Here is a 20,139-nt window from a genome sequence, read left to right on the forward strand (position 1 = left end):
GGGGCACGGAAAGTGCAAGCCCCGAACCGCCCGGCGGGCGGTCTGGGCCACCGTCAGTCCACGAGATGAACGGGCAGGCGTCGAATCGGCGTGGCGGCGTCGAAATGCCGCTGCCAGTTGGCCAGATAGGTGCGCGCGATCCTCGGGCTGGCGTGGAAGATGACCACGTTCTCGGCGTTGCGCGCGCCCGCCGACCAACTGAAATTATAGGACCCCGTCACCACCACGCTGCCGCGCGTGGCCGCGTCGATCAGCAGAACCTTGTTGTGGGCGGTCCGGTAGGCGGTCTCGAGCGCCACCGGCACCCCGGCATCCAGCAGCAGCGGCAAGGCGTTGCGCCCGCGCTGGTTCTGATGCGCATCGGCCAGCACCTGGACGCGCACGCCACGTGCCTGGGCCGCGATCAGCGCCTGCGCGATCGGCTTGCGGGTGAAGGTGTACATCTGCACCCGGATGCTGCGGCGCGCCTGGCCGATGAGGTCCAGCAGACGCGCCTCGACCGGATCGTCAGGCGAGAACAGCACCTCGACGCGCCCCTCGGCCGGCTGCGGCGCCAGCCCAGCCCAGGCCGGTGCCACACCGAGCAGCCACAGGAGCAGGACGAATCCCGCCCTCATGCCGCCCGCACCAGGCGGACGCCATAGAAGGCGTCGGTGTCGTGATGCAACGGATCCAGATGCAGCGCGTCGCGCTCATCGGCCGGCAGGGCCACCCCCTGCTTCTCGAGCACCGGGCGGCACGGCTCGAGGCGAAACGCCTCATGCGCGGCGACAAAGCGGTCGACCACCTGCTCGTTTTCCTCGGCGAGCATGCTGCAGGTTGCGTAGACCAGCACCCCACCGGGCTTCACCAGGCGCGCGGCGGACTCGAGGATGGCGCTCTGCACGGCCGCCCGCGCGTGCACGTCCTCGGGCCCCTGGCGCCATTTCAGGTCCGGCGCACGACGCAGGGTGCCCAGTCCGGAACAGGGCGCATCGACCAGAACCCGGTCCGCCTTGCCGGCAAGCCGCCCCAGGCGGGTGTCGCGTTCGTCGGTGATCGCCATCGGATGGACGATGCTCAGGCCCGCGCGGCGGGCCCGCAGCGACAGCGCCGACAGGCGCCCGGCGGAGACGTCGAAGGCGTGGATGCGCCCGGCGTTGCGCATCATCGCCCCCATGTGCAGCGCCTTGCCACCGGCGCCGGCACAGAAATCGACCACCAGCTCGCCGCGCCGCGGCGCGAGCAGAAAGCCCAGCAGCTGGCTGCCCTCGTCCTGCACCTCCAGGGTGCCGTCGTTCATCAGCGGGTGACGCTGCAGTGCCGGCTTGCCCATCACGCGCAAGGCATGGGGCGACCAGCGCCCCGCCTCGGTCTCGATGCCGTCGCGTGCCAACGCCGCCTGCACCGCGTCGCGCTTGGCCTTGGCGATGTTCACACGCAGGTCGAGCGGCGCCGGGACGTTGAAGGCCTCGGCCATGGCCTGGGCCTCGGCGGCGTCCTGCCAGGGCCAGGCGGCGAGCAGCCAGGCGGGCATGTCGGCGGCGCTGGCCCGGTCGAGGGTGGCCGCGTCGAGGCTCGTCCAGCCGCCGTCGAGCCAGGCTTCGACCAGCGCCGCGGCGTCGGCGTCCGCGCCGGCCACCACCCGCAGCCGCGGCAGGTGCCGCAGGCAGCCGAACACGAGATCGGAGAGCCGGGCGCGGTCGCGGGCGCCGAGGCGACGCTCGCGCTTGAGATACTGCTGGACCACGGTGTCGGCGGGCAGCTCGAAGCGCAGCACCTGGGCCAGGAGCGCAGCGGCATGGGCGTGGAGTGCCTGGGGCAGAGATTCGCTCACGGGACCGGCTTCTCCGCGCCCAGTTCGATGCGCTCGGCCTGCTGGTCGAGCACCTCGCCCTTGCGATCGGTGATGCGGATGCGCACCGGCAGCAGATGCTGCCCGGTCGCCAGCCACAGATCGAGGGACACGCCGCCGTCCTGCGAGCGCACCGACAGATGCCGCGCACGCAGCTCGCCCAGGGGCAGCTTCACGGTCTCGACCCCCTGGTCGCGGATGCGCGACACCGAAGCCGCCTTGTTGTTGACCACGGTCAGGGTCCGGTCGATGCCCTCCAGGGGCTGGCGCGCGAGCTGGTGCCAGATGCTCAGCACGTCCTGGTCACCGGCGTGGATGTCGGCTTCGCGCTTGCTGTCGCCACGGTCGATGAACACCCGGCCGGCGGCCCAGTCGAAGCGGGCCGACTGCGGCGGCTTGCCCTGCTGGTCGGCGGAAAAGCGCTCCGGCCGCAGGCCCTCCGGCGTCACCGTGCCGACGCTCTTCTGCACCAGGCGAAAATTCTTGAACAACGCCGCCAGCCCGGTGGTCTCGACCACCGAACTCATCCGGTAGTGCTTGGCGTCGTGGGACCAGGTGTGCGTGGTCTGCCCCAGGCGCAGGCCGCTGTCGCCGTGATAGACGCGATACACGATGCGCCCCTGGGCCGGCCAGGGGACTGCGCCGCCAGCGCCCTGCGCCAGCAGCGGCGCAGCGACGGCCAGCAGCGCCGTCAGTGCTCCCAGGATGCGTCGTCGCAGCGGGTTCATGCCGGCTCCAGCGCGGGGTTGACGAAACCGTTGGGCTCCGGCGCCGCCAGCACCTCGGCCCGCGCACCGTCGAGCCGGACCCGGCCGGCGATGATCCAGCGCACCGCCTGCGGATAGATCCGGTGCTCTTCGGCCAGCACCCGGGCGGCCAGCTCCGCCTCGGTGTCGTCGGGCAGCACCGGCACCACCGCCTGGACGACGATGGGGCCGCAATCGAGCTCGGGGGTCACGTAATGCACCGTCGCGCCATGCACCCGCACCCCGGCCTCGAGCGCGCGGCGATGGGTGTGCAGGCCACCGAAGGCCGGCAGCAGCGAGGGATGGATGTTGATCAGCCGGCCGGCGTAGTGGCGCACGAAATCGGCGGTCAGCACGCGCATGAAACCGGCGAGCACCACCAGATCCGGCGTGTGGCGGTCGATGGCCTCGGCCAGCGCCGCATCGAAGCGCTCGCGATCGGGATAGGCGGTGTGATCGACCACCTCGGTGGCGATGTCGCGGGCCGCGGCAAAGGCGAGGCCCTCGGCCCCCGGACGATTGCTGATCACGGCGGCGATGCGCGCCCCCGGAATGCCGGCGCGCACGATCGCCTCCATGTTGCTGCCACGACCGGAAATGAGGATCACGATGGACTTCATGCCAAAACCCGAACTGAAATCGATACGCCCTACAAGGGCAGGAAAACGGCGGTGGCCGCATTCTGGATGACACGCGTGATGGTGCGCCCGTCGCGCTGCTCGAGCATGTCGGCCATCACGTCGAGCAGGCCGATCATGCGGCCGAATTCGCGCTCGAAGCTCAGGTTGGGCACCGGCTCCATCGCGTTGGAGAGCAACAGCAACCGCCCCTGCGCGTCGCGGGCGTGGGCCAGCTTCCACGCCGCCACCTCGAAATTTCGAGCCGCATTGTACAGCCGTTGCGGATCCAGGTCGTCGAGCAGCAGGAAGGCGCTGCGATCGCCGATCGCCTGCTGCACCATGCCGGCCAGCCCGACCATGAAGGCCTGCACCCGGTCACCGGGGTAGTCGGGGTTGAGCGCGATCTGCACCGCTTCGGCGCCACGCCGGTAATTGAGCGTCTCGAGGCGCCAGCGGTGATCGCGGTCGAACAGGTCGGACACCGCCGCCTCGGCGCTGGCCTTGCCGCCCTTGCGCCATTCGGCGGGGTTGCGCAGGTAAAGCTTGAGCGCGAGCCGGCGCAGGGAGGCGAAGATGGCGCGGTGATGGATCTCGGCCACCGTGTCGATGTCCGACTTGACCAGGTCTTCCATGGAAAAGCCGTTACCCGGATCGCGCTCGGGGCCCGAGCCGGGCGCGGCGCAGGCCGCCAGCGCCAGCGCGAACGCCAGCACCAGCAGGACGCGACCGGCGAGCCTCAAGCGGCGACGCCGCGCCGGTGGCGCAACCAGGTGAGGAACAGCGGCAGCAGCGACAGGCCGATGATGCCGAAGATCACGAAGCTCAGATTGTTCTTGATGAACGGGATGTTGCCGAACAGATAGCCGGCGATCGTCAGCGAGAAGATCCAGATCGCGCCGCCGGCGATGTCCAGCGGCAGGAAGCGCCGGTAGGTCATCTTCGCCACCCCGGCCACGAAGGGCGCAAAGGTGCGCACGATGGGCAGGAAGCGGGCGATGATGATCGTCTTGCCGCCATGCAGCTCGAAGTAGGCGTGGGTGCGGTCGAAGGCGGCGCGGTTGAACAGTCGCGACTGCTCCCAGCGGAACACCCGCGGCCCGATGGCGCGCCCGATCCAGTAGTTGACGTTGTCGCCCAGCACCGCGGCGAGAAACAGCAGCGAGGCCAGGATGCGGATGTCGAGCCCGCCGGCCGCGGCGGCCGCGCCGGCGACGAACAGCAGCGAATCCCCGGGCAGGAACGGGGTCACCACCAGCCCCGTCTCGCAGAAGATGATGGCGAACAGGATCGCGTACACCCAGGCGCCGTACTCGGCCAGCAACACCGCCAGATGCTTGTCCAGGTGGAGGACGATATCGAGGAAAGAGGTGATCAGTTCCATGCCGCAGCGCAAAAAATCGGACTGACGGCATCATACCGGACTCGCCTGTCCGTCGCCTGCGCGAACCGCACACGGTGGCGTCCGTATAATCGTCGTTTTGCTCCGCGCTCTGCCCATGCCCAGCATCCACCGCCTGTCCGATCCGCTCATCAACCAGATCGCCGCCGGCGAGGTCGTCGAACGGCCGGCCTCGGTGCTCAAGGAGGTGCTGGAGAACGCGGTGGACGCGGGCGCCCAGGCCATCGAGGTGGCCCTGGAGGCCGGCGGCATCAAGCGCATCCGGGTGAGCGACGACGGCTGCGGCATCGACAAGGCCGATCTGGCCTTGGCGCTGGAGCGCCACGCCACCAGCAAGATCGCCTCGCTCGACGACCTGGAGTCGGTCGGCACCATGGGCTTTCGCGGCGAGGCGCTGGCGGCCATCTCGTCGGTGGCGCGCACCAGCCTCACCAGCCGCGCCGACGGCGCCAGCCACGCCTGGCGGGTGGACGGCCCCGGCCAGACGCCGGTGCCGGCCGCGCTCAACCGTGGCACCGTGGTGGACGTGCAGGAGCTCTACTACAACACCCCGGCGCGGCGAAAATTCCTCAAGACCGACAACACCGAATTCGCCCACTGCGACGACGCCTTCCGCCGCGTCGCCCTGGCGCGCCCCGACATCGCCATGCAGCTGTCGCACAACGGCCGCGTCAGCCAGCGCCTGGCCGCCGGCGACATGACCCGGCGCACCGGTGCCCTGCTCGGCGACGACTTTCTCGCCCACGCCCGCGCCATCGAGGCCGACACCGGCCCGGTGCGGCTCACCGGCTTCGCCTCCCTGCCCGCCTACTCGCGCGCCAGCCGCGACGCCCAGTACTTCTTCGTCAACGGCCGCTTCGTGCGCGACAAGCTCGTCACCCACGCCATCCGCGAAGCCTACCGCGACATCCTCCACGGCAGCCGCCACCCGGCCTACGTGCTGTTCCTCGACATCGACCCGCACACCGTGGACGTGAACGTGCACCCGGCCAAGATCGAGGTGCGCTTCCGCGACAGTCGCGCGGTGCACCAGTTCATCTACCACGCCCTCGAACGCAGCCTGGGGCAGTCCGGCGCCGGCGTGGCCGATCATGCCGGCACCGACCCGGCGGCCCCATCACCGGCGATGCCCCTGCGCCCCTCGCCCGGCTACCCGGCGGCACCGACGCCGGTGCAAAGCCCCCTGGCGATGGAAGCGGCCACCCGCAGCTATTACGACTTCACCGCCCGCGCCAGCGACCGGCCCTCGGGCCTCGATGCGCTCCCGCGGGCGCCGGAGCCGATGCCCGCACCCACGCCGGGCGAAGCGCCGCCGCTGGGCTTCGCCCTCGCGCAGCTGCACGGGGTCTACATCCTGGCCCAGAATGCGCAGGGTCTGGTGCTGGTGGACATGCACGCCGCCCACGAACGCATCCTCTACGAACGCCTCAAGAGCGTGCTCGACGGCCAGCCGTCGATCCAGCGCCTGCTCATCCCGGCGGTGCTCTCGCTGTCGGCCAAGGAGATGGCCACCGCCGAGCGCTGCGCCGCGGTGCTGGCCGACATGGGCTTCGACGTCTCGGCCGCCGGCCCGCAGAATCTGGGCGTGCGCAGCGTGCCGAGCCTGCTCGCCGCCGCCGACGTGCCCGAACTGGTCCGTGCGGTGCTCGCCGATCTGGAGGACATGCCCGCCTCCGACGTGATCACCGCGCGCCGCAACGAACTGCTCGCCACCATGGCCTGTCACGGCGCGGTGCGCGCCAACCGCACGCTCACGATTCCGGAGATGAACGCGCTGCTGCGCCAGATGGAAGCGACCGAGCGCGCCGATCAGTGCAACCACGGCCGCCCGACCTGGACCCAGTTCTCCATGGCCGAGCTGGACCGTTTCTTCTTGCGCGGACAATAGCCCCGCCCGCCGAGTCTCAGGGCGAAGCAACCCGTCGCACCCGCCAGCCCAGGCGCGCCAGGCGCGCCGGGATGCCCTCGGCGCCGACCAGATGACCGCCACCCACCGCCACGAAGGCGGTGCCCGGCGCGCCAAGCAGGCGGTCGATGCGGGCGGCCATCTCGCCGTTGCGCTCGGTGAGCAGGGCCTCGATCAGCGGCGCCGCTTCGTCCGTGTCGAGCCCCTCGGCCATCGCCGCGCTGAGCGCCGCCTCGTCACCCGTGCGCCAGGCCGCCACGAGGCGGTCCAGGTAGGCGCTCATGCGCCCCGTGTTGATCATCTCGACGGTCTGGCGCAACGCGGCGACCTGCGCCTGCGCGCCGCCGGCGGACAGCGCCGCCACCTGCCGTTCGGGCGTCTCCAGGGTCACCAGCGCCTTGCCGGCCGCGCGTGAGCGTGCCAGCAGCACCGCATCGACCCCCGCGGCATTGGAGTAGCCGGCCTGCTCCGCCGCGCTGGCCATGAGCCACGCCGACGCGAACCACGGGCGCATGCGCTGCAGGATCGCCGCATCGAGCCCGAGCCGGCCTGCCGCGCCCTCGAGCGCGCGGAACAGCTCGGCCGGCAACTGCGCCTCGAGACGCCGGCCGGCCGGCAGCAACCCGGCCGCAGCCACCGTAGCCGCCACCGCCGGGTCGCCCGCGTCCAGCTCCACGATCAGCCGGTCGGCACTGTCGAAGGCGGCACGCACCGTGGCCGGCAGCGGATAGCAATCGGCCTTGCACAGGTGCACGGTGCCGAACAGGTGGCCGCGCACACGGCCCTGGGCGTCGCTCACCGCCCACAGCGCCGGCGCCGCCCAGGCCGGCGCCGCGAGGGCGATCCAGCACACGGCCGTCCATCGCCGCAGCCTGCCCGCCCTCCGTTCCACCGCGATCTTCATGCGCATCAAATCGATCATGACCCGGGGATTGTCGCGGCAAAACGGCCACGCGCAAACCTAGCGATGGCGCACTGGCCCTACAATGCGGCCATGTCCCAGTCACACCCCCCCGCGCTCCTGCTCATGGGCCCGACCGCCAGCGGCAAGACCGCCGCCGCGCTGGCGCTGGCCGAGACCTTGCCGATCGAGATCATCAGCGTCGACTCGGCGCTGGTGTTCCGCGACATGGACATCGGCACCGCCAAGCCCACGGCGGCCGAGCAGGCGGTGTGCCCGCACCACCTGATCGACATCCTCAGCCCCGAGGCCGCCTATTCGGCGGCCCGCTTCCGTGACGACGCCCTGGCGCTGATGGCGCAGATCAGCGCCCGCGGCCGGGTACCGGTGCTGGCCGGCGGCACCATGCTGTATTTCAAGGCCTTGCGCGAGGGGCTCTCCGACCTGCCCCAGGCCGACCCGGCGCTGCGCGCCGAGATCGACGCCGCGGCCCGCGCGCGCGGCTGGCCCGCCCTGCATGCCGAGCTGGCCCGGCTCGATCCGGCCGCGGCGGCCGGCCTCGAGCCCAACGACGCCCAGCGCATCCAGCGCGCCCTCGAGATCGTGCGCCTGACCGGTCGCCCGCTGGCGGAGAGTTACGCGCGGCGCGCCATGGAAGTGCCGCCCTACCGCTTCGTCGGCATCGCCCTCGACGCCGGCGAGCGCCAGGTGCTGCACGAGCGCATCGCGGCACGCTTCGAGGCCATGCTGGCGGCGGGTTTCGTCGACGAAGTGCGCACTCTGCGCGCCCGCTACCGCCTCGATCCGCAGCTGCCGAGCATGCGCAGCGTCGGCTACCGTCAGGCCTGGGACTACCTGGATGGCGGAACCGATGCGGCCACCTTCCGTGACCGGGGTATCGCCGCCACCCGCCAGCTGGCCAAGCGCCAGATCACCTGGCAGCGCAAGTTTCTCGAGACCTGGCCCGACCTGACCGGCTTCGACTGCCTGCGCACCGACCTGCATGCGGCGATCCGCACCCACGTGCTGCGCGCCCTCGACGCACCATGAGGTGACAATGCGGCCAAATATCACGGCCTCATGACGTGTGCACGGTTTCGGTGCGTCGAATTCCTTACAATACGGCTTTATTTGACAGGACCCAGACCATGGCGATCCGTGGTGTCTTCCACGCCTTGCCGCCGCAGGTGTTCGGCGCACGCATCCGCACCGCGGAGGACATTGCCCGCTTCATCGCGGGCGAGCACCCGATCCAGGCCCCCCGCCAGCTCGACGTCACCGACGCCTGGGCCTGTCTGGGCAAGCTGTGCGCCCACTTCGCCATGCCGCGGGTGATGGGCATCCAGCCCGTGCGCGTCTCCGGGCCGCTGGCCACCCTGCTCATTCCCGCCTACCGACTCGCGCCCATCAACGCCTGTTTCGACCGGGTCACACCAGGCCAGCTGGCCGAGGCCATCGCCCAGCTGGCCACCGAACCGCCGCCCGACGGGCGCGACTGGGCGCGCGACACCCGCGGCCTGGCGCTGCTGTTCCTGCGCCTCAAGCAGTTCTACCGCGACTGCGCGGCCGACGGCTGCGACATCCTCTTCGTCAAGGACAAGGGCGCCCCGGGCTGCCCGCACGACTAGGGCCTTTTCATCATCGCGCTCGCGGCGGCTCCGGCTCACGAGCACATCACACACCCGCCGCCCGTCGGTCGCCGGCCGCCACCGGAAAACCTTTGATCTGCCGCAATAACCGCGACACTCGGCGCGCGAAAATATTCGCACGTGCTGATGTTGCCGCACCGGCTCACCCTGAGCGGATGCCATCGGCCGGACCTGTTTGCGGAGGTTCACCATGCTTCCCCTGAAATATGCGCGCCTGGCGACCGCAGCGGTCGCCGTCCTCGGCGTCTCGTTCGCGGTCTCCACTCACGCCCAGACGCCCCCGCCGCCACCGCAGGGCCCCGAACCCTTCAGCGCCTTCGATCGCAACGGCGACGGCGTGGTCACCCCCGAGGAGTTCACCGCCCACCGCGAGGCGCGCCAGGCACAGCGCGCCGAGGCGGGCCGGCCCATGCGCCAGGCCGGACGCGGCCCGGAATTTTCCGATTTCGATCGCAACGGCGATGGCCGCATCACCCCGGACGAGTTGTCCGCCGGCCAGCGCCGCGGCCCGATGCCGGGTGCCGGCGGCGGCCGGGGCCCCGGAAACGGGATGGGCCCCGGAAACGGGATGGGGCCCGGGAACGGACCGCGACCCGGGCCGGGCATGGGACCGGGCGCAGGCCCCGGACGGGGTCCCGGCGCAGGGATGGGCTCCGGCCAGGGCCCGGGTGCGCCCCGGGGCACGGCCATGCGCCGGAACATGCCGGCCTTCTCGGATTTCGATCTGAACGGTGACGGCCGCATCGACCCGCAGGAACTGCAGCAGGCGCGGCAGGCACGCATCACCGAGCGCGCCCAGGAAGGCCGCCAGATGCGGGGGCTTCAGGATGGCATGCCCGCCTTCGGCGACATGGACAGCGACGGGGACGGCGGCATCAGCGCCGAGGAGTTCGGCCGCCATCAGGCGGCGCAGCCACCGCGCGAGGGGCGTTGAGCACCCTCGACGCGCCGAGGCTCAGGCCGTCAACGCCTGCCAGATCAGCCGCAGCGCCAGCGCGCTGAGCACGAGATTGAACAGCAGCCGGAAGTGATGGTCCGGCAGGCGCCTGAGCACATGCAGGCCGAACCAGGTGCCCACCGCGCCACTGGCGACCATGGCGGCCCACAGGGGCATCCACGGCCACAGGTCGAATCCGGCGTGGGAGAACACCGAGATCTTGAGCACGTTCTGCATCGACATGGCCGCCGCGAAGGTGGCCACGGTGCGGAAACGGTCCGCATGGATCTGCTTGATGAAGGCCGCCACCAGCGGCCCGGTCGCACCGGCGAACAGGGTCATGAAGGTGGTCACCGCGCCGGCGACGGCCACCCCGACCGGCCCCAGCACCAGCCTGGGCAGATTGGGCCCCCAGCACAGGTAGAGCACGAAACCGGCGATGCTCAGGTACAGCACCGCCGGCGGCAGGCGCACCAGCACGAAGGAGCCGAGCAGCGCACCGAGCACGGCGCCCGGCAGGAAGGCACCCAGGGTGCGCCAGTCGATATGGCGCCAGGCCATGAGCGCCCGCCCGCCGTTGGAACCCAGCTGCACCACCCCGTGGATCGGGATGATCACCGCCGGCGGCAGCACCTGCGCCAGGATCGCCAGCAGCATCACGCCGCCCCCCGCGCCGAGGCAGGCGGTCAGCAAGGAGGTGAAGGCAGCACACGCGATCAGCAGCGAATAGACCGGTAGCGACAGGTCACCGGGCAGCACCAGCAGGTCGGGCATGAGGGAGTTCCGGAACGGACGGCAGGCCGCTATGCTAGCAAGCACGACCCGCGACGGGATACATCTGCTCGCAAATCGCCCGCGCCGGGGCCTGCACTCGGCGTAAGATGCCGAACCTTGTGGTGCGCCGCTCGCCTGCGACGCGCACGCGCCCGACCTGACCCGTGTTTTCAGCGCTGACCATGGAACGACGCGACTTTCTCAAAGCCTCCGCCGCCCTCGCGGCCCTCGGCCTGCCGGCCGTCTCCCCGCTCACCCATGCCGCCGAACTCAAGAAGGTGGGTGAAAGCCAGCCCTTCGACTATGCCTGGCTCAAGGGCAAGGCCCGCACCCTGGCGACCGGCCCCTACACGCCCCCGCCGCAGGTGACCCAGCCGGCGCTCAAGGCGCTGACCTTCGACACCTTCCAGGCGTTGCGCTTCAAGCCCGAGCACGGCCTGTGGGCGGGCGAGGCGCGCGGCATGGAGGTGCGCTTCTTCCACCCCGGCTACATCTTCCCCACCCCGGTGCACATGTTCGAGGTGGTCGACGGCCAGGCGCGGCAGCTGGCCTACGATCCGGCCATGTTCGAATACGAGGGCACCGGTGTGGACGGGCGCAAGCTGCCCCGGGATCTGGGCTTTGCCGGCTTCAAGCTGCTCAACTTCACCGACCCGACCCGCGACATCGCCGCCTTCCTGGGTGCCAGCTACTTCCGCGCCGTGGGGGGCGAGATGCAGTTCGGCCTGTCGGCGCGGGGGCTGGCCATCGACACCGGCATGCCACGGCCCGAGGAATTTCCGCTGTTCACCGCGTTCTGGTTCGAGCGCCCGCCGACCCATGCCGAGTCCATGACGGTGTATGCCCTGCTCGAGTCGCCCAGCGTGGCCGGCGCCTATCGCTTCATCATCGAACCGGGCCCCACCCTGCGCATGGACGTGGACGCCGCCCTGTACCCGCGCAAGACCATCGAGCGCCTGGGCATCGCGCCGCTCACGAGCATGTACCAGACCGGCGAGAACGATAAACGCATGGCGAACGACTGGCGCCCGGAAATCCACGATTCCGACGGTCTGGCCATGTGGACCGGGAACGGCGAATGGATCTGGCGCCCGCTGACCAACCCCGCGACCCTGCGCTTCAACGCCTACGCGGACGAAAACCCGCGCGGTTTCGGCCTCATGCAGCGCGACCGCAACTTCGACCACTACCAGGACGACGGCGTGTTCTACGAGCGCCGCCCGAGCCTGTGGGTCGAGCCCAAGGCCGGCTGGGGCAAGGGCGCGATCGAGCTGGTCGAGATCCCGACCGTGGACGAGACCTTCGACAACATCGTCGCCTTCTGGCATCCGCAGCAGGCGGTCGAACCCGGTCAGGAGTTGCTGTTCGGCTATCGCCTGCACTGGGGCAGCCGCATGCCGATGGACACCCACAAGGCCCGGGTGGTCGCGACCCGCACCGGCATCGGTGGCGTGGTCGGCCAGCCGCGCAAGCACTTCTCCTGGCGCTTCGCCATCGACTTCGCTGGCGGCGAGTTCAACATGCTCGGCGGCGACGTCAAGCCGGAGATGGCGCTGCAACTGTCCGCCGGCACCGCGGAGCTGACCTCGGTGCGGCCGCTGCACGAGATCCACGGCTACCGCGCCATGTTCGATCTCGTCCCCCCGGCGGGCAGTACCGAGCCCATCAACCTGCGCCTGTTCCTCAAGGCCGGCGGCCACGCCCTGAGCGAGACCTGGATGTATCAGTACTCGCCACCGGCGGCGTGAGCACGGTCCGCTCCTTCCCCCCGCTCGCCGCGCCCGACGCCACCCGGCTGATCCTCGGCAGCATGCCGGGCAGGCGTTCGCTGGCCCAGGTGCAGTACTACGCCCATCCGCACAACGCGTTCTGGAAGATCATGGGCGATCTGCTCGGCTTCGACCCGCAGACGGCTTACGAAAGGCGGTGCGAGGCCTTGGGCGCCGCCCGCGTCGCGCTCTGGGACGTGATGGCCACGTGTATCCGTCCCTCGAGCCTCGACGCGGACATCGTCGAGGACAGCATCGTCCCCAACGACCTGGCCGGATTTCTGACCGGGCACCCGCAGATCGGCGCCATCTACTTCAACGGCGCCAAGGCCGAACACAGCTTCCTGCGCCACGTCCTGCCCGCCCTGAACGACACCCAGCGAACGATCCCCCGCCACCGCCTGCCGTCCACCAGCCCGGCGCATGCGGGGATGCGCTTCGAGGACAAGCTCGCCCGCTGGCGCGAGGCGCTGACGGCCGGATCCGCCGGATAAATTCCACAGCCGCTAGGACTCGACCCAGCGCCGGGCGGCGTCCACATCCGGAAACACGCGCACGCGCTCGGCGGATTGAAGCCCGACCGCCAGATAGGTTGCCACCAGGCGACGCACATCCTCCCGGTCCGGCACGAGCGCCACCTTGTGGGCCCGCTTGCCGAGGGCGGCCGCCGCGTCGCGGCCGGCAATCTCCTCGACGCCCGCGTCGGTGTAGATCACGCGCTCGGCATCGCTGAAGTCGTGCAGGATGTACCGGACCTCGGTGTAACGCGGATCCGCCTGGAAGCGGGTGATGAGCGCCGCCAGGTCACGCTCGTGCACGGTGCCGTGGTAGGTCACCACGAGGCCCGCCCCCTCCCATCGGGTCTCGTGGGGCAAGGATCGGTGCGCATGGCGAAGCCAAGCGAGCACCTTTTCGAACACCGTCTCCGGCGCGAAGGGCTTGGCGATGAAATCGTCCATGCCTGCGGCGAAGCACTGCTCACGGTCGTCGTCGAAGGCGTTCGCCGTGATGGCGATGATGGGCAGCCGTTCCCTGCCCGGCAGCGCACGGATGGCCTGGGTCGCGGCCAGACCGTCCATTTCCGGCATCTGGACGTCCATGAACACCAGGTCGTATGCCGCCTGCTCCACCCGCTCGAGCGCCTGCCGGCCATCGGCCGCGGTCTCGACAGCCAGGCCGACCTCCTCCAGCAGATGCTGGATCACCCACAGGTTGGTCGGATCGTCCTCGACCACCAGAATGCGCCGGCCGTGGTAGTCCGCGGACAGGATGGCGTCGGCGGCCTCCATGTCGACACCGGATGGGGCGCGAACCGGGGCACCGACCTTGCCCAGCCGGCAGGTGAGCCAGAAGCGGCTGCCGTGGCCGACACGGCTGGTCACGCCGACATCGCCACCCATCATCTGGGCGATGCGCTTGGTGATGGCCAGCCCGAGGCCCGTGCCCTGGTACTTGCGGCTGGCGCTGCTGTCGGCCTGCTCGAAGGCGTCGAAGACCCGGGCCTGCTGCTCGTCGGTCATGCCGATGCCGGTGTCGCTGACCTCGAAGCGCATCAGGCAGTCCTGCTCGGTTTCCTCGACCACGCGGCAACCGAGGGTGACGCGCCCGTTGTCGGTGAACTTGACCGCATTGCCCAGGAAATTGACGAGGGCCTGCAGCAGTCGGACCTTGTCGCCGCGAAGCATCACATCGCGATCGCAACCGTCCGAGCCCTGTTCCAGACCTTTGGCGCTGGCCCGGTCGCCGATGATCGCCCACGCCTCCTGGCCAAGGTCGGCCAGGCGGAAATCCTCTTCGACGAGCTGGACCTTGCCGGCCTCGATCTTGGAGAAGTCGAGAATGTCGTTGATGATCGCCAGCAGGTGCTGGCCCGAGGCCTCGATATGGCCCACGAAGCGGCGCTGCTTCGCGTCCAGGTCGGTGCGCTGCAACAGGCCGGCCATGCCCAGCACACCGTTCATCGGGGTGCGGATTTCGTGCGACATGGTCGCGAGGAAGGCGCTTTTCGCCAGGTTGGCGGCTTCCGCCCGCGCGCGCGACAACTGCAGCTCGGTCACGTCGAACAGCCATGCCAGCACCGCCTGTTCGCCTTCGTAGTCGATACCCACGTACGAGCCCAGGACCCACACGTGCGCGACATCGGGCCGATCGGGCACACGCAGCTCGACGAGCCGGTTCAGGACGACCTCGCCCTGCCCGACCCGGCGGTCGATCTCGTCGCGCACCTGCGGATCGACGTAATAGCCGCGCGTATCCATGGCCATCGCCTCGGATTCGCTGCGCCGCACCAGCTCGCCGTACGCCTTGTTCATGAACACGACCCGATCGTCAGCGACGCGAGCGATGCGCACCGCCATCGGCGCGTTGCTCAGGATCAGTCGCAGCGTGATGTTGGCGCTCTCGGCGGCGTTTTTCGCGTGCACGACTTCCTCCGTGCGCGCCGCGACCATCTCCTCCAGCTGATTGCGATATCGGTCCAGTTCTTCCATCTGCCGCTTCCGCTCGGTGATGTCTTCCTGCACCGCCACGTAATGGCTGATTGTCCCGTCCGCCTGCCGCAGCGGCGTGATGTTCGCCCAGTCGACGTATTCCGTGCCGTCCTTGCGCCGGTTGAACAGCTCGCCCTGCCATGAGCGCCCATCGGCAAGCGTCGCCCACAGGCGCTCGTAGGTGCTCCGCGGGGTCACGCCGGACTGGAGCAGGCTCGGGGTTCTGCCGATGACCTCCTCGCGCGCGTATCCGGTGTTGAGGATGAAGGCCTCATTGACGTATTCGATGCATCCGTCGAGATCCGTGATCAGGATGCTCTCGGGACTCTGCTCGATGGCCAGGGACAGCGCCCGGATGCGTTCCTCGGCGCGCTTGCGCTCGGTGATGTCCTGCACGGTGCCGTGCATCTGCACCACGCGCCCGTCGCCACCCCGCACCCCGACGCCGCGCGCCGTCACCCACAGACGGGCGCCATCCGCACGCACCACCTCGGCATCGCATTGATAGGGCGTACCGTCCTTCATGCAGGCGTCGATCGCGGCGGACAGATTCGCCCAGCTCTCCGGCGTGAACAGCTGCTTCACCTCGGGATACGCGGCGGGCGGCAAGGCCGGATCGAGGCCGTACAGGCGATAGATCTCCTCGGACCAGCGGTGGAAGCCGGAGCGCAGATCCCACTGCCAGTGCCCGAGTCTCGCCAGCCGTTGCGCCTCGCGCAGATTCGCCTCGCTCTGGCGCAATTCGCCCTGCTGCCGGTCGAGATTCCGGACAAGCCGGTTGAAGCTGGTCTGCAGTGATCGCACCTCCGGATCACCTTCCACCGGCAGCGCCTGCAAAGGCGTCGTTCCGGCCGACATCGCGTCCAGTTGCCGGGTGGTTTTCTCGAGCGGATCGATCGCCCGGCGCAGCACCAGTATCACGCCCACCAGGGTCATGACCGTGACCAGGATCGCACCGGCCAGGAGCGTGTTGCGCAGCTCGTAGGCGGGCTTGAAGAGGACGGTGGTCGGCAGGGCCTGGAGGAAGACCCAGTTCATCGTGTGCATGCGCGCGACCCCGAAGGCTTTTTCGACGCCGCTCGAGGTCTGGCTGATCGTCGCGCCCTCGAAGCCCCGCCGCAGCAGGTCGCCGATCGGGCTCTGCCCCGGCGGCGGCATGGGCAGCATCACGCGCGCCCGGTCGGTGCTGGTGACGATGGTGTTGCTGCTCAGGGACACCAGGTAGCGCTCCATGTGCCCCAGCTCGGCCGCGTCCATTTCCGCCCCGAGGAACGACTGCTCGGTCAGGTCGAGACTGGCCGCCAGGACGGCCAGGACTTCGCCCTGGGCATCGACGACCGGCACGCTGAGCACCACCACCGGGTGCTGCAGCTTGCGCGCCATCAGCGGCTCGTCGACGACGGGCTGGCGGGTTTGCAGCGCTTGCCGGAAATAGGCCCGGTCGCCGTAGTCGCTGCCCCGCCGCCCGGGCAATACCGGGTAATCCGCGATGGCCCGTCCGTCCGTGCCGATCAGGAGGAAACCACCGGGCGCGAACTGCTGCTGGAAGCGATAGCGCCCGGCCAGGAAACCTTGCAGATAGGCCGGATCGTCGAGGCGGCGGTGGTCCAGGATGCCGGCGGTGCTCTGGAGCCGGAGCAGATAGTCCTTGAGACGATAGTCCCGGTCCGCGGCGAGATGCCGCGCCTGGATGAGGAGCTGAGCCAGCCCTTCGCGTTCAAGCGCGCTCTGCAGTTTCGTCAGCGCGTAGGAGGCGAACACCCAGACACCCGCACTGGTCATGACCAGGGCGAGCACCGTGATCCGGATTCGCAACGGCCACGATCGAGGGTGAAACACCGACGCGACGCGCAACATGAGCTCCCAACGATTTCGGGCAGGGGACGTCGACATGGTCGCGAACCCAAAAGAAAAGCGCATTGATCAAAGTCACACGCCCCCGGCATGAGCGAGCGCAAAAGTCGCGCATTTCATGAATCCGTGGTCTCGTCCCGGCGCCGGCACCTAAGCAAGTCCTAAGTGTGGCGCCGCAGACTGCGCCGGTCCCGCGACTGAACGATGATCCATGAAGTCCCTGTTGCTCCTGCCGGCCAACGCCCTCCGCACCCGCGCGATCACGCCCGCCGTCCTCGACGCGCTCGGCCGCCCCGGGGTCGCCGCGCTGGTGCTCGCCGTCCTCGCCTTGCTGCAACTGGGCTACGGCGCCCACCTTCCCCTGTTCGGCGACGAGGCCTACTACTGGACCTGGTCCCGGCAGCTCGCCGCCGGGTACTTCGACCACCCGCCGATGATCGCCGTGCTGCTGCGGCTCGCGAGCCTGTTCGGCGATGGGGAGCTGGCGGTGCGGGGGGTGCCGGCCGTGTGCGCAGCGGTCGGTGGCTGGTGTCTGCATGCCCTCGCACGCGACGTGTACGGGCCGCGCACCGCCGCCCTGACCCTGGCGCTCTACGTGCTGATACCGGCGACCCAGCTCAATGCGCTGATCGCGACGCCGGACGCCCCCCTGCTCATGTTCTGGACCCTGGCGCTGCTCGCCGCGCAACGCGCCGTCGGCACCGGCGCCTGGCGCTGGTTCGTCCTCACCGGCGTGGCGCTCGGTCTGGCCCTGCTGTCCAAATACACCGCCGTGCTGCTCGGCGGCGCCCTGCTGGTGTTCGTCGCCTTGCGCCGCCCCGGCTGGCTGCGGCGCCCCCGGGTCTGGGTGGCGGCCGCCACCGCCGTGCTGCTGTTCGCCCCCGTGCTGTGGTGGAACGCCCGCCACGACTGGATCAGCTTCGCGTTCCAGTATCGGCACGGCACCGGGCAGGCGGCGACGGTCGACCTGGGCCAGTGGGCCGGCTTCCTCGCGGGTCTGTCGGCCATCTTCTCGCCCCCCCTGTTCCTCCTGGCCGCCGCGGCCTGTGGGGCACCGGCCACCTGGCGTGAGCCGCGTCGCACCCTGCTCGCGCTGTGCACGCTGCTGCCCCTGTCGGTGTTCGTCTGGAAGGGGCTGTTCACCAAGATGGAGCTGAACTGGGCGGCCGTGGTGTTCCCGTCGGCCACCGTGCTGGCGGCGGGATACATCATGGAAGGCCGGCGCTGGCGCTGGCTGGCCGCCAGCGGCGTGATGGCGCTGGCCGCGTCCGCCGCGCTCAAGTTTCCGGTGGCGCTGGGCCTGCCCGCGCGCCTGAACATCCACAACCGTCTGTTCGGCGAACGCCAGGCCATCGCCGCCCTGCTGCCGTTGCGACGCCCGGGCGAGCCGCTGCTGGCCGATCACTACACCACCGCCTCGCTGCTCGCCTTCTACGCGCCGGGCCATCCGCACGTGCGCATCCCGGTGCCCAGCCGCTTCAGCCAGTACGACCTGCGCGATCGCGACCCCGCGCCGCGCCAGGGGCTCTACCTCGCCCGCCGCCCCGACGACGGCGCCCTGGCGCGCCAGTGCGGCACGGCGCATCTGCTGCGGGCGTTCTCGGTCTCGGCGCCCGGCTACCTGCCCAAAACCTTCTACTTCTATCGCTGCGGAGCCTAGCGCATGGACCTCGTGGTCATCGTCCCCACCTACAACGAGGCGGAAAACATCACCGCACTCATCGACGCCATCCAGCTCCAGTTCGACTCGATGAGGGCCGCCCGACCGGCTCTCAACCCGTCCATTCTCGTGGTCGACGACCGATCGCCCGACGGCACCGCCGCCTGGGTGCGGGCGGCCGCCCGGCGGTATGCGAACGTGCACCTGATCGAGGGGGACAAGGCCGGCCTCGGGGCCGCCTATGTGCGCGGCATGACCCATGCGATGGAGGCCCTCGCGGCGGATGTGGTGTTCGAGATGGACGCCGACTTCTCCCATCGCCCGGAGGATCTGCCCCGCCTGCTCGATGCCCTGGACAGGGGCGCCGATTTCGTCATCGGCAGCCGCTATGTGCCCGGGGGACGCCTTCCGCCCCAATGGGGCTGGCTGCGTCGAGCGAACTCCTGGGGCGGCAACCTCGTGGCCCGACGCGTGGCCGGCCTGGGCGGTGTGCGCGACTGCACCGCGGGCTTTCGCGCCATCCGCAGCTCGCTGTTGCGCCGGATCGGCGTCGACCGCCTGGGGGCAAAGGGCTATGTGTTCCAGATCAGCCTCCTGCATGCGGCGCTGCGCGCCGGGGCGCGGGTGGCCGAAGTCCCCGTGACCTTTGTCGAGCGCGCCCACGGCCTGTCGAAACTGCGCCTCGCCGACATCACCGAGTTCATTCGCCACGCGTTCGCCCTGCGCCTGGCCGATTCCCGCGAATTCATCCGCTTCGCCCTGGTCGGCGCCAGCGGCGTCGCCGTCAACCTGGGCACCTTCAGCGCCTTGCTCGCCCTCGGCTGGCAGGCCTGGCTGGCCTCCGCCGCTGCCGTGGAGACGGCCATCATCACCAACTTCCTGGCCCACAATGTGTGGACCTTCGAGGCGCGCCGCCCGGCCGGGCGCCTGCGCGACCGGGGCATGCGTTTCAACCTGGTATCGCTGCTGTCGCTGGGCCTGAGCACCCTGGTCTTCGTCCTGATGAGCAAGACCTTCCGCCATCTGGCCCCCCAGTGGTGGCAACTCTCGGGCATCGTGCCGGCCTGGTGGCTGAACTTCCGCCTCAACAGCGCGTGGACCTTCGCTGAAGCGCGCACCGAGTGACGCGCGGGGTCTTCGACGGCCCCCCATGCTCGCGCGCCTCAGTCGCCGCTAAGGTGACTGGCGCAGGATCGTCGATACGCAAAATCCTTGCGCATTGACGAGAGCACCGAGGAGAACCTCCATGAAGCCCCTGATTACCTGCCTGTCGATCGCCACCCTGGCCTGCGGCGCCGTCACGGCCCACGCCGCCAGCGAATTCCGCAACGATGCCCTGACCGGCCCCGCGCCGTCGGTGTCCATCACCCAGGCCATCGCCGCCGCCGAAGCCCACCTCGGTGGCACCGCCCGCAACGCCCAATATGAAAAGACCGCCCGGGGCTGGGCCTACGATGTCGAAATCGCCAAGGGCGACACGGTGTACGACGTGGCGGTCGATCCGCACACCGGCGCCGTTGTCCGGTCGACCAGGGACACGGCCGACTGCGACGACGCCGACGACGACGTCGACTGATCGCCTCACGCAGGCCCGCCCCTGC

18 protein-coding genes are annotated in these 20,139 nt (G+C 70.0%); 9 read left to right on the forward strand and 9 right to left on the reverse strand.

The features are described 5' to 3' along the window. Positions 1 to 53: 53 nt before the first annotated feature. From G3580_RS11970 to G3580_RS11995, 6 genes are read right to left on the reverse strand one after another with little or no spacing between them, the layout of a single operon-like run. A complete protein-coding gene (locus tag G3580_RS11970) occupies positions 54 to 617 on the reverse strand; it encodes a phospholipase D-like domain-containing protein (protein ID WP_173765804.1) in 564 nt (187 codons plus the stop codon). Then, positions 614 to 1,816, reverse strand: a complete 1,203-nt coding sequence (locus G3580_RS11975; RefSeq protein WP_228720649.1) for an RsmB/NOP family class I SAM-dependent RNA methyltransferase — start codon at positions 1,814 to 1,816, stop codon at positions 614 to 616. The genes G3580_RS11970 and G3580_RS11975 overlap by 4 nt, the downstream gene beginning before the upstream one ends. Continuing rightward, the gene (locus G3580_RS11980) at positions 1,813 to 2,562 is read right to left on the reverse strand and encodes a DUF3108 domain-containing protein (RefSeq protein WP_173765806.1); all 750 of its coding nucleotides are present in this window, start codon (positions 2,560 to 2,562) and stop codon (positions 1,813 to 1,815) included. Before G3580_RS11980 ends, G3580_RS11975 begins: the two co-directional genes overlap by 4 nt. Then, entirely contained in the window at positions 2,559 to 3,200 is a 642-nt protein-coding gene (gene purN / locus G3580_RS11985) for a phosphoribosylglycinamide formyltransferase (RefSeq protein WP_173765808.1), read from the reverse strand. The genes G3580_RS11980 and purN overlap by 4 nt, the downstream gene beginning before the upstream one ends. Positions 3,201 to 3,229: 29 nt before the next feature. After that, positions 3,230 to 3,940 (reverse strand): hypothetical protein, encoded by a 711-nt coding sequence (locus G3580_RS11990; protein ID WP_217424476.1) that lies wholly within the window; start codon positions 3,938 to 3,940, stop codon positions 3,230 to 3,232. Further along, a complete protein-coding gene (locus tag G3580_RS11995; protein ID WP_173765810.1) occupies positions 3,937 to 4,581 on the reverse strand; it encodes a DedA family protein in 645 nt (214 codons plus the stop codon). The genes G3580_RS11990 and G3580_RS11995 overlap by 4 nt, the downstream gene beginning before the upstream one ends. Before the next feature lie 115 nt (positions 4,582 to 4,696). Here G3580_RS11995 and mutL point away from each other — a divergent pair, with 115 nt between their 5' ends. Then, the gene (mutL, locus tag G3580_RS12000; RefSeq protein WP_173765812.1) at positions 4,697 to 6,487 is read left to right on the forward strand and encodes a DNA mismatch repair endonuclease MutL; all 1,791 of its coding nucleotides are present in this window, start codon (positions 4,697 to 4,699) and stop codon (positions 6,485 to 6,487) included. 16 nt (positions 6,488 to 6,503) lie between these two features. On the opposite strand, the gene G3580_RS12005 is transcribed toward mutL, so the two are convergent. After that, positions 6,504 to 7,427 carry a TraB/GumN family protein gene (locus tag G3580_RS12005; protein WP_173765814.1) on the reverse strand — a complete coding sequence of 308 codons (924 nt, stop codon included), beginning with the start codon at positions 7,425 to 7,427 and terminating at the stop codon, positions 6,504 to 6,506. 72 nt (positions 7,428 to 7,499) lie between these two features. Between G3580_RS12005 and miaA the strand changes: the two genes are divergently transcribed. The 3 genes from miaA (at position 7,500) to G3580_RS12020 (ending at position 9,989) form a co-directional block, all read left to right on the forward strand. Further along, entirely contained in the window at positions 7,500 to 8,456 is a 957-nt protein-coding gene (miaA, locus tag G3580_RS12010) for a tRNA (adenosine(37)-N6)-dimethylallyltransferase MiaA (protein WP_228720650.1), read from the forward strand. A 98-nt stretch (positions 8,457 to 8,554) separates the two neighbouring features. After that, on the forward strand, positions 8,555 to 9,034 hold the full coding sequence (locus G3580_RS12015; RefSeq protein ID WP_173765818.1) for a hypothetical protein: 480 nt from the start codon (positions 8,555 to 8,557) through the stop codon (positions 9,032 to 9,034). 211 nt (positions 9,035 to 9,245) lie between these two features. Continuing rightward, positions 9,246 to 9,989, forward strand: a complete 744-nt coding sequence (locus tag G3580_RS12020) for an EF-hand domain-containing protein (RefSeq protein WP_173765819.1) — start codon at positions 9,246 to 9,248, stop codon at positions 9,987 to 9,989. A gap of 21 nt (positions 9,990 to 10,010) precedes the next feature. On the opposite strand, the gene G3580_RS12025 is transcribed toward G3580_RS12020, so the two are convergent. Further along, on the reverse strand, positions 10,011 to 10,766 hold the full coding sequence (locus G3580_RS12025) for a sulfite exporter TauE/SafE family protein (RefSeq protein WP_173765821.1): 756 nt from the start codon (positions 10,764 to 10,766) through the stop codon (positions 10,011 to 10,013). A 182-nt stretch (positions 10,767 to 10,948) separates the two neighbouring features. On the opposite strand from G3580_RS12025, the gene G3580_RS12030 reads away from it, so the two are divergent. Further along, a complete protein-coding gene (locus G3580_RS12030) occupies positions 10,949 to 12,514 on the forward strand; it encodes a glucan biosynthesis protein (protein WP_173765823.1) in 1,566 nt (521 codons plus the stop codon). Continuing rightward, positions 12,511 to 13,029: a DNA-deoxyinosine glycosylase gene (locus G3580_RS12035; protein WP_173765825.1), complete on the forward strand. Its 519-nt coding sequence runs from the start codon at positions 12,511 to 12,513 to the stop codon at positions 13,027 to 13,029. Before G3580_RS12030 ends, G3580_RS12035 begins: the two co-directional genes overlap by 4 nt. 12 nt (positions 13,030 to 13,041) lie before the next feature. Here the strand turns inward: G3580_RS12035 and G3580_RS12040 are convergent, their stop codons facing one another. After that, complete coding sequence (locus G3580_RS12040) at positions 13,042 to 16,839, reverse strand: PAS domain S-box protein (protein ID WP_173765827.1); 3,798 nt, start codon at positions 16,837 to 16,839, stop codon at positions 13,042 to 13,044. Between the two features lie 250 nt (positions 16,840 to 17,089). Between G3580_RS12040 and G3580_RS12045 the strand changes: the two genes are divergently transcribed. The 3 genes from G3580_RS12045 (at position 17,090) to G3580_RS12055 (ending at position 20,114) form a co-directional block, all read left to right on the forward strand. After that, complete coding sequence (locus tag G3580_RS12045; protein WP_173765829.1) at positions 17,090 to 18,538, forward strand: glycosyltransferase family 39 protein; 1,449 nt, start codon at positions 17,090 to 17,092, stop codon at positions 18,536 to 18,538. Between the two features lie 3 nt (positions 18,539 to 18,541). Further along, positions 18,542 to 19,663 carry a glycosyltransferase gene (locus tag G3580_RS12050; protein WP_173765831.1) on the forward strand — a complete coding sequence of 374 codons (1,122 nt, stop codon included), beginning with the start codon at positions 18,542 to 18,544 and terminating at the stop codon, positions 19,661 to 19,663. 121 nt (positions 19,664 to 19,784) lie between these two features. Then, the gene (locus tag G3580_RS12055; RefSeq protein WP_173765833.1) at positions 19,785 to 20,114 is read left to right on the forward strand and encodes a PepSY domain-containing protein; all 330 of its coding nucleotides are present in this window, start codon (positions 19,785 to 19,787) and stop codon (positions 20,112 to 20,114) included. Positions 20,115 to 20,139 lie beyond the last annotated feature (25 nt).

The organism is Nitrogeniibacter mangrovi, from assembly GCF_010983895.1.
Taxonomy (GTDB): domain Bacteria; phylum Pseudomonadota; class Gammaproteobacteria; order Burkholderiales; family Rhodocyclaceae; genus Nitrogeniibacter; species Nitrogeniibacter mangrovi.

What these genes read in the sequence shown, in the direction of transcription:
- G3580_RS11970 (WP_173765804.1), bottom strand. Translation starts at nt 617, where the DNA reads ATGAGGGCGGGATTCGTCCTGCTCCTGTGGCTGCTCGGTGTGGCACCG.
- G3580_RS11980 (WP_173765806.1), bottom strand. Translation starts at nt 2,562, where the DNA reads ATGAACCCGCTGCGACGACGCATCCTGGGAGCACTGACGGCGCTGCTG.
- purN (WP_173765808.1), bottom strand. Translation starts at nt 3,200, where the DNA reads ATGAAGTCCATCGTGATCCTCATTTCCGGTCGTGGCAGCAACATGGAG.
- G3580_RS11995 (WP_173765810.1), bottom strand. Translation starts at nt 4,581, where the DNA reads ATGGAACTGATCACCTCTTTCCTCGATATCGTCCTCCACCTGGACAAG.
- mutL (WP_173765812.1), top strand. Translation starts at nt 4,697, where the DNA reads ATGCCCAGCATCCACCGCCTGTCCGATCCGCTCATCAACCAGATCGCC.
- G3580_RS12005 (WP_173765814.1), bottom strand. Translation starts at nt 7,427, where the DNA reads ATGATCGATTTGATGCGCATGAAGATCGCGGTGGAACGGAGGGCGGGC.
- miaA (WP_228720650.1), top strand. Translation starts at nt 7,500, where the DNA reads ATGTCCCAGTCACACCCCCCCGCGCTCCTGCTCATGGGCCCGACCGCC.
- G3580_RS12015 (WP_173765818.1), top strand. Translation starts at nt 8,555, where the DNA reads ATGGCGATCCGTGGTGTCTTCCACGCCTTGCCGCCGCAGGTGTTCGGC.
- G3580_RS12020 (WP_173765819.1), top strand. Translation starts at nt 9,246, where the DNA reads ATGCTTCCCCTGAAATATGCGCGCCTGGCGACCGCAGCGGTCGCCGTC.
- G3580_RS12025 (WP_173765821.1), bottom strand. Translation starts at nt 10,766, where the DNA reads ATGCCCGACCTGCTGGTGCTGCCCGGTGACCTGTCGCTACCGGTCTAT.
- G3580_RS12030 (WP_173765823.1), top strand. Translation starts at nt 10,949, where the DNA reads ATGGAACGACGCGACTTTCTCAAAGCCTCCGCCGCCCTCGCGGCCCTC.
- G3580_RS12045 (WP_173765829.1), top strand. Translation starts at nt 17,090, where the DNA reads ATGAAGTCCCTGTTGCTCCTGCCGGCCAACGCCCTCCGCACCCGCGCG.
- G3580_RS12050 (WP_173765831.1), top strand. Translation starts at nt 18,542, where the DNA reads ATGGACCTCGTGGTCATCGTCCCCACCTACAACGAGGCGGAAAACATC.
- G3580_RS12055 (WP_173765833.1), top strand. Translation starts at nt 19,785, where the DNA reads ATGAAGCCCCTGATTACCTGCCTGTCGATCGCCACCCTGGCCTGCGGC.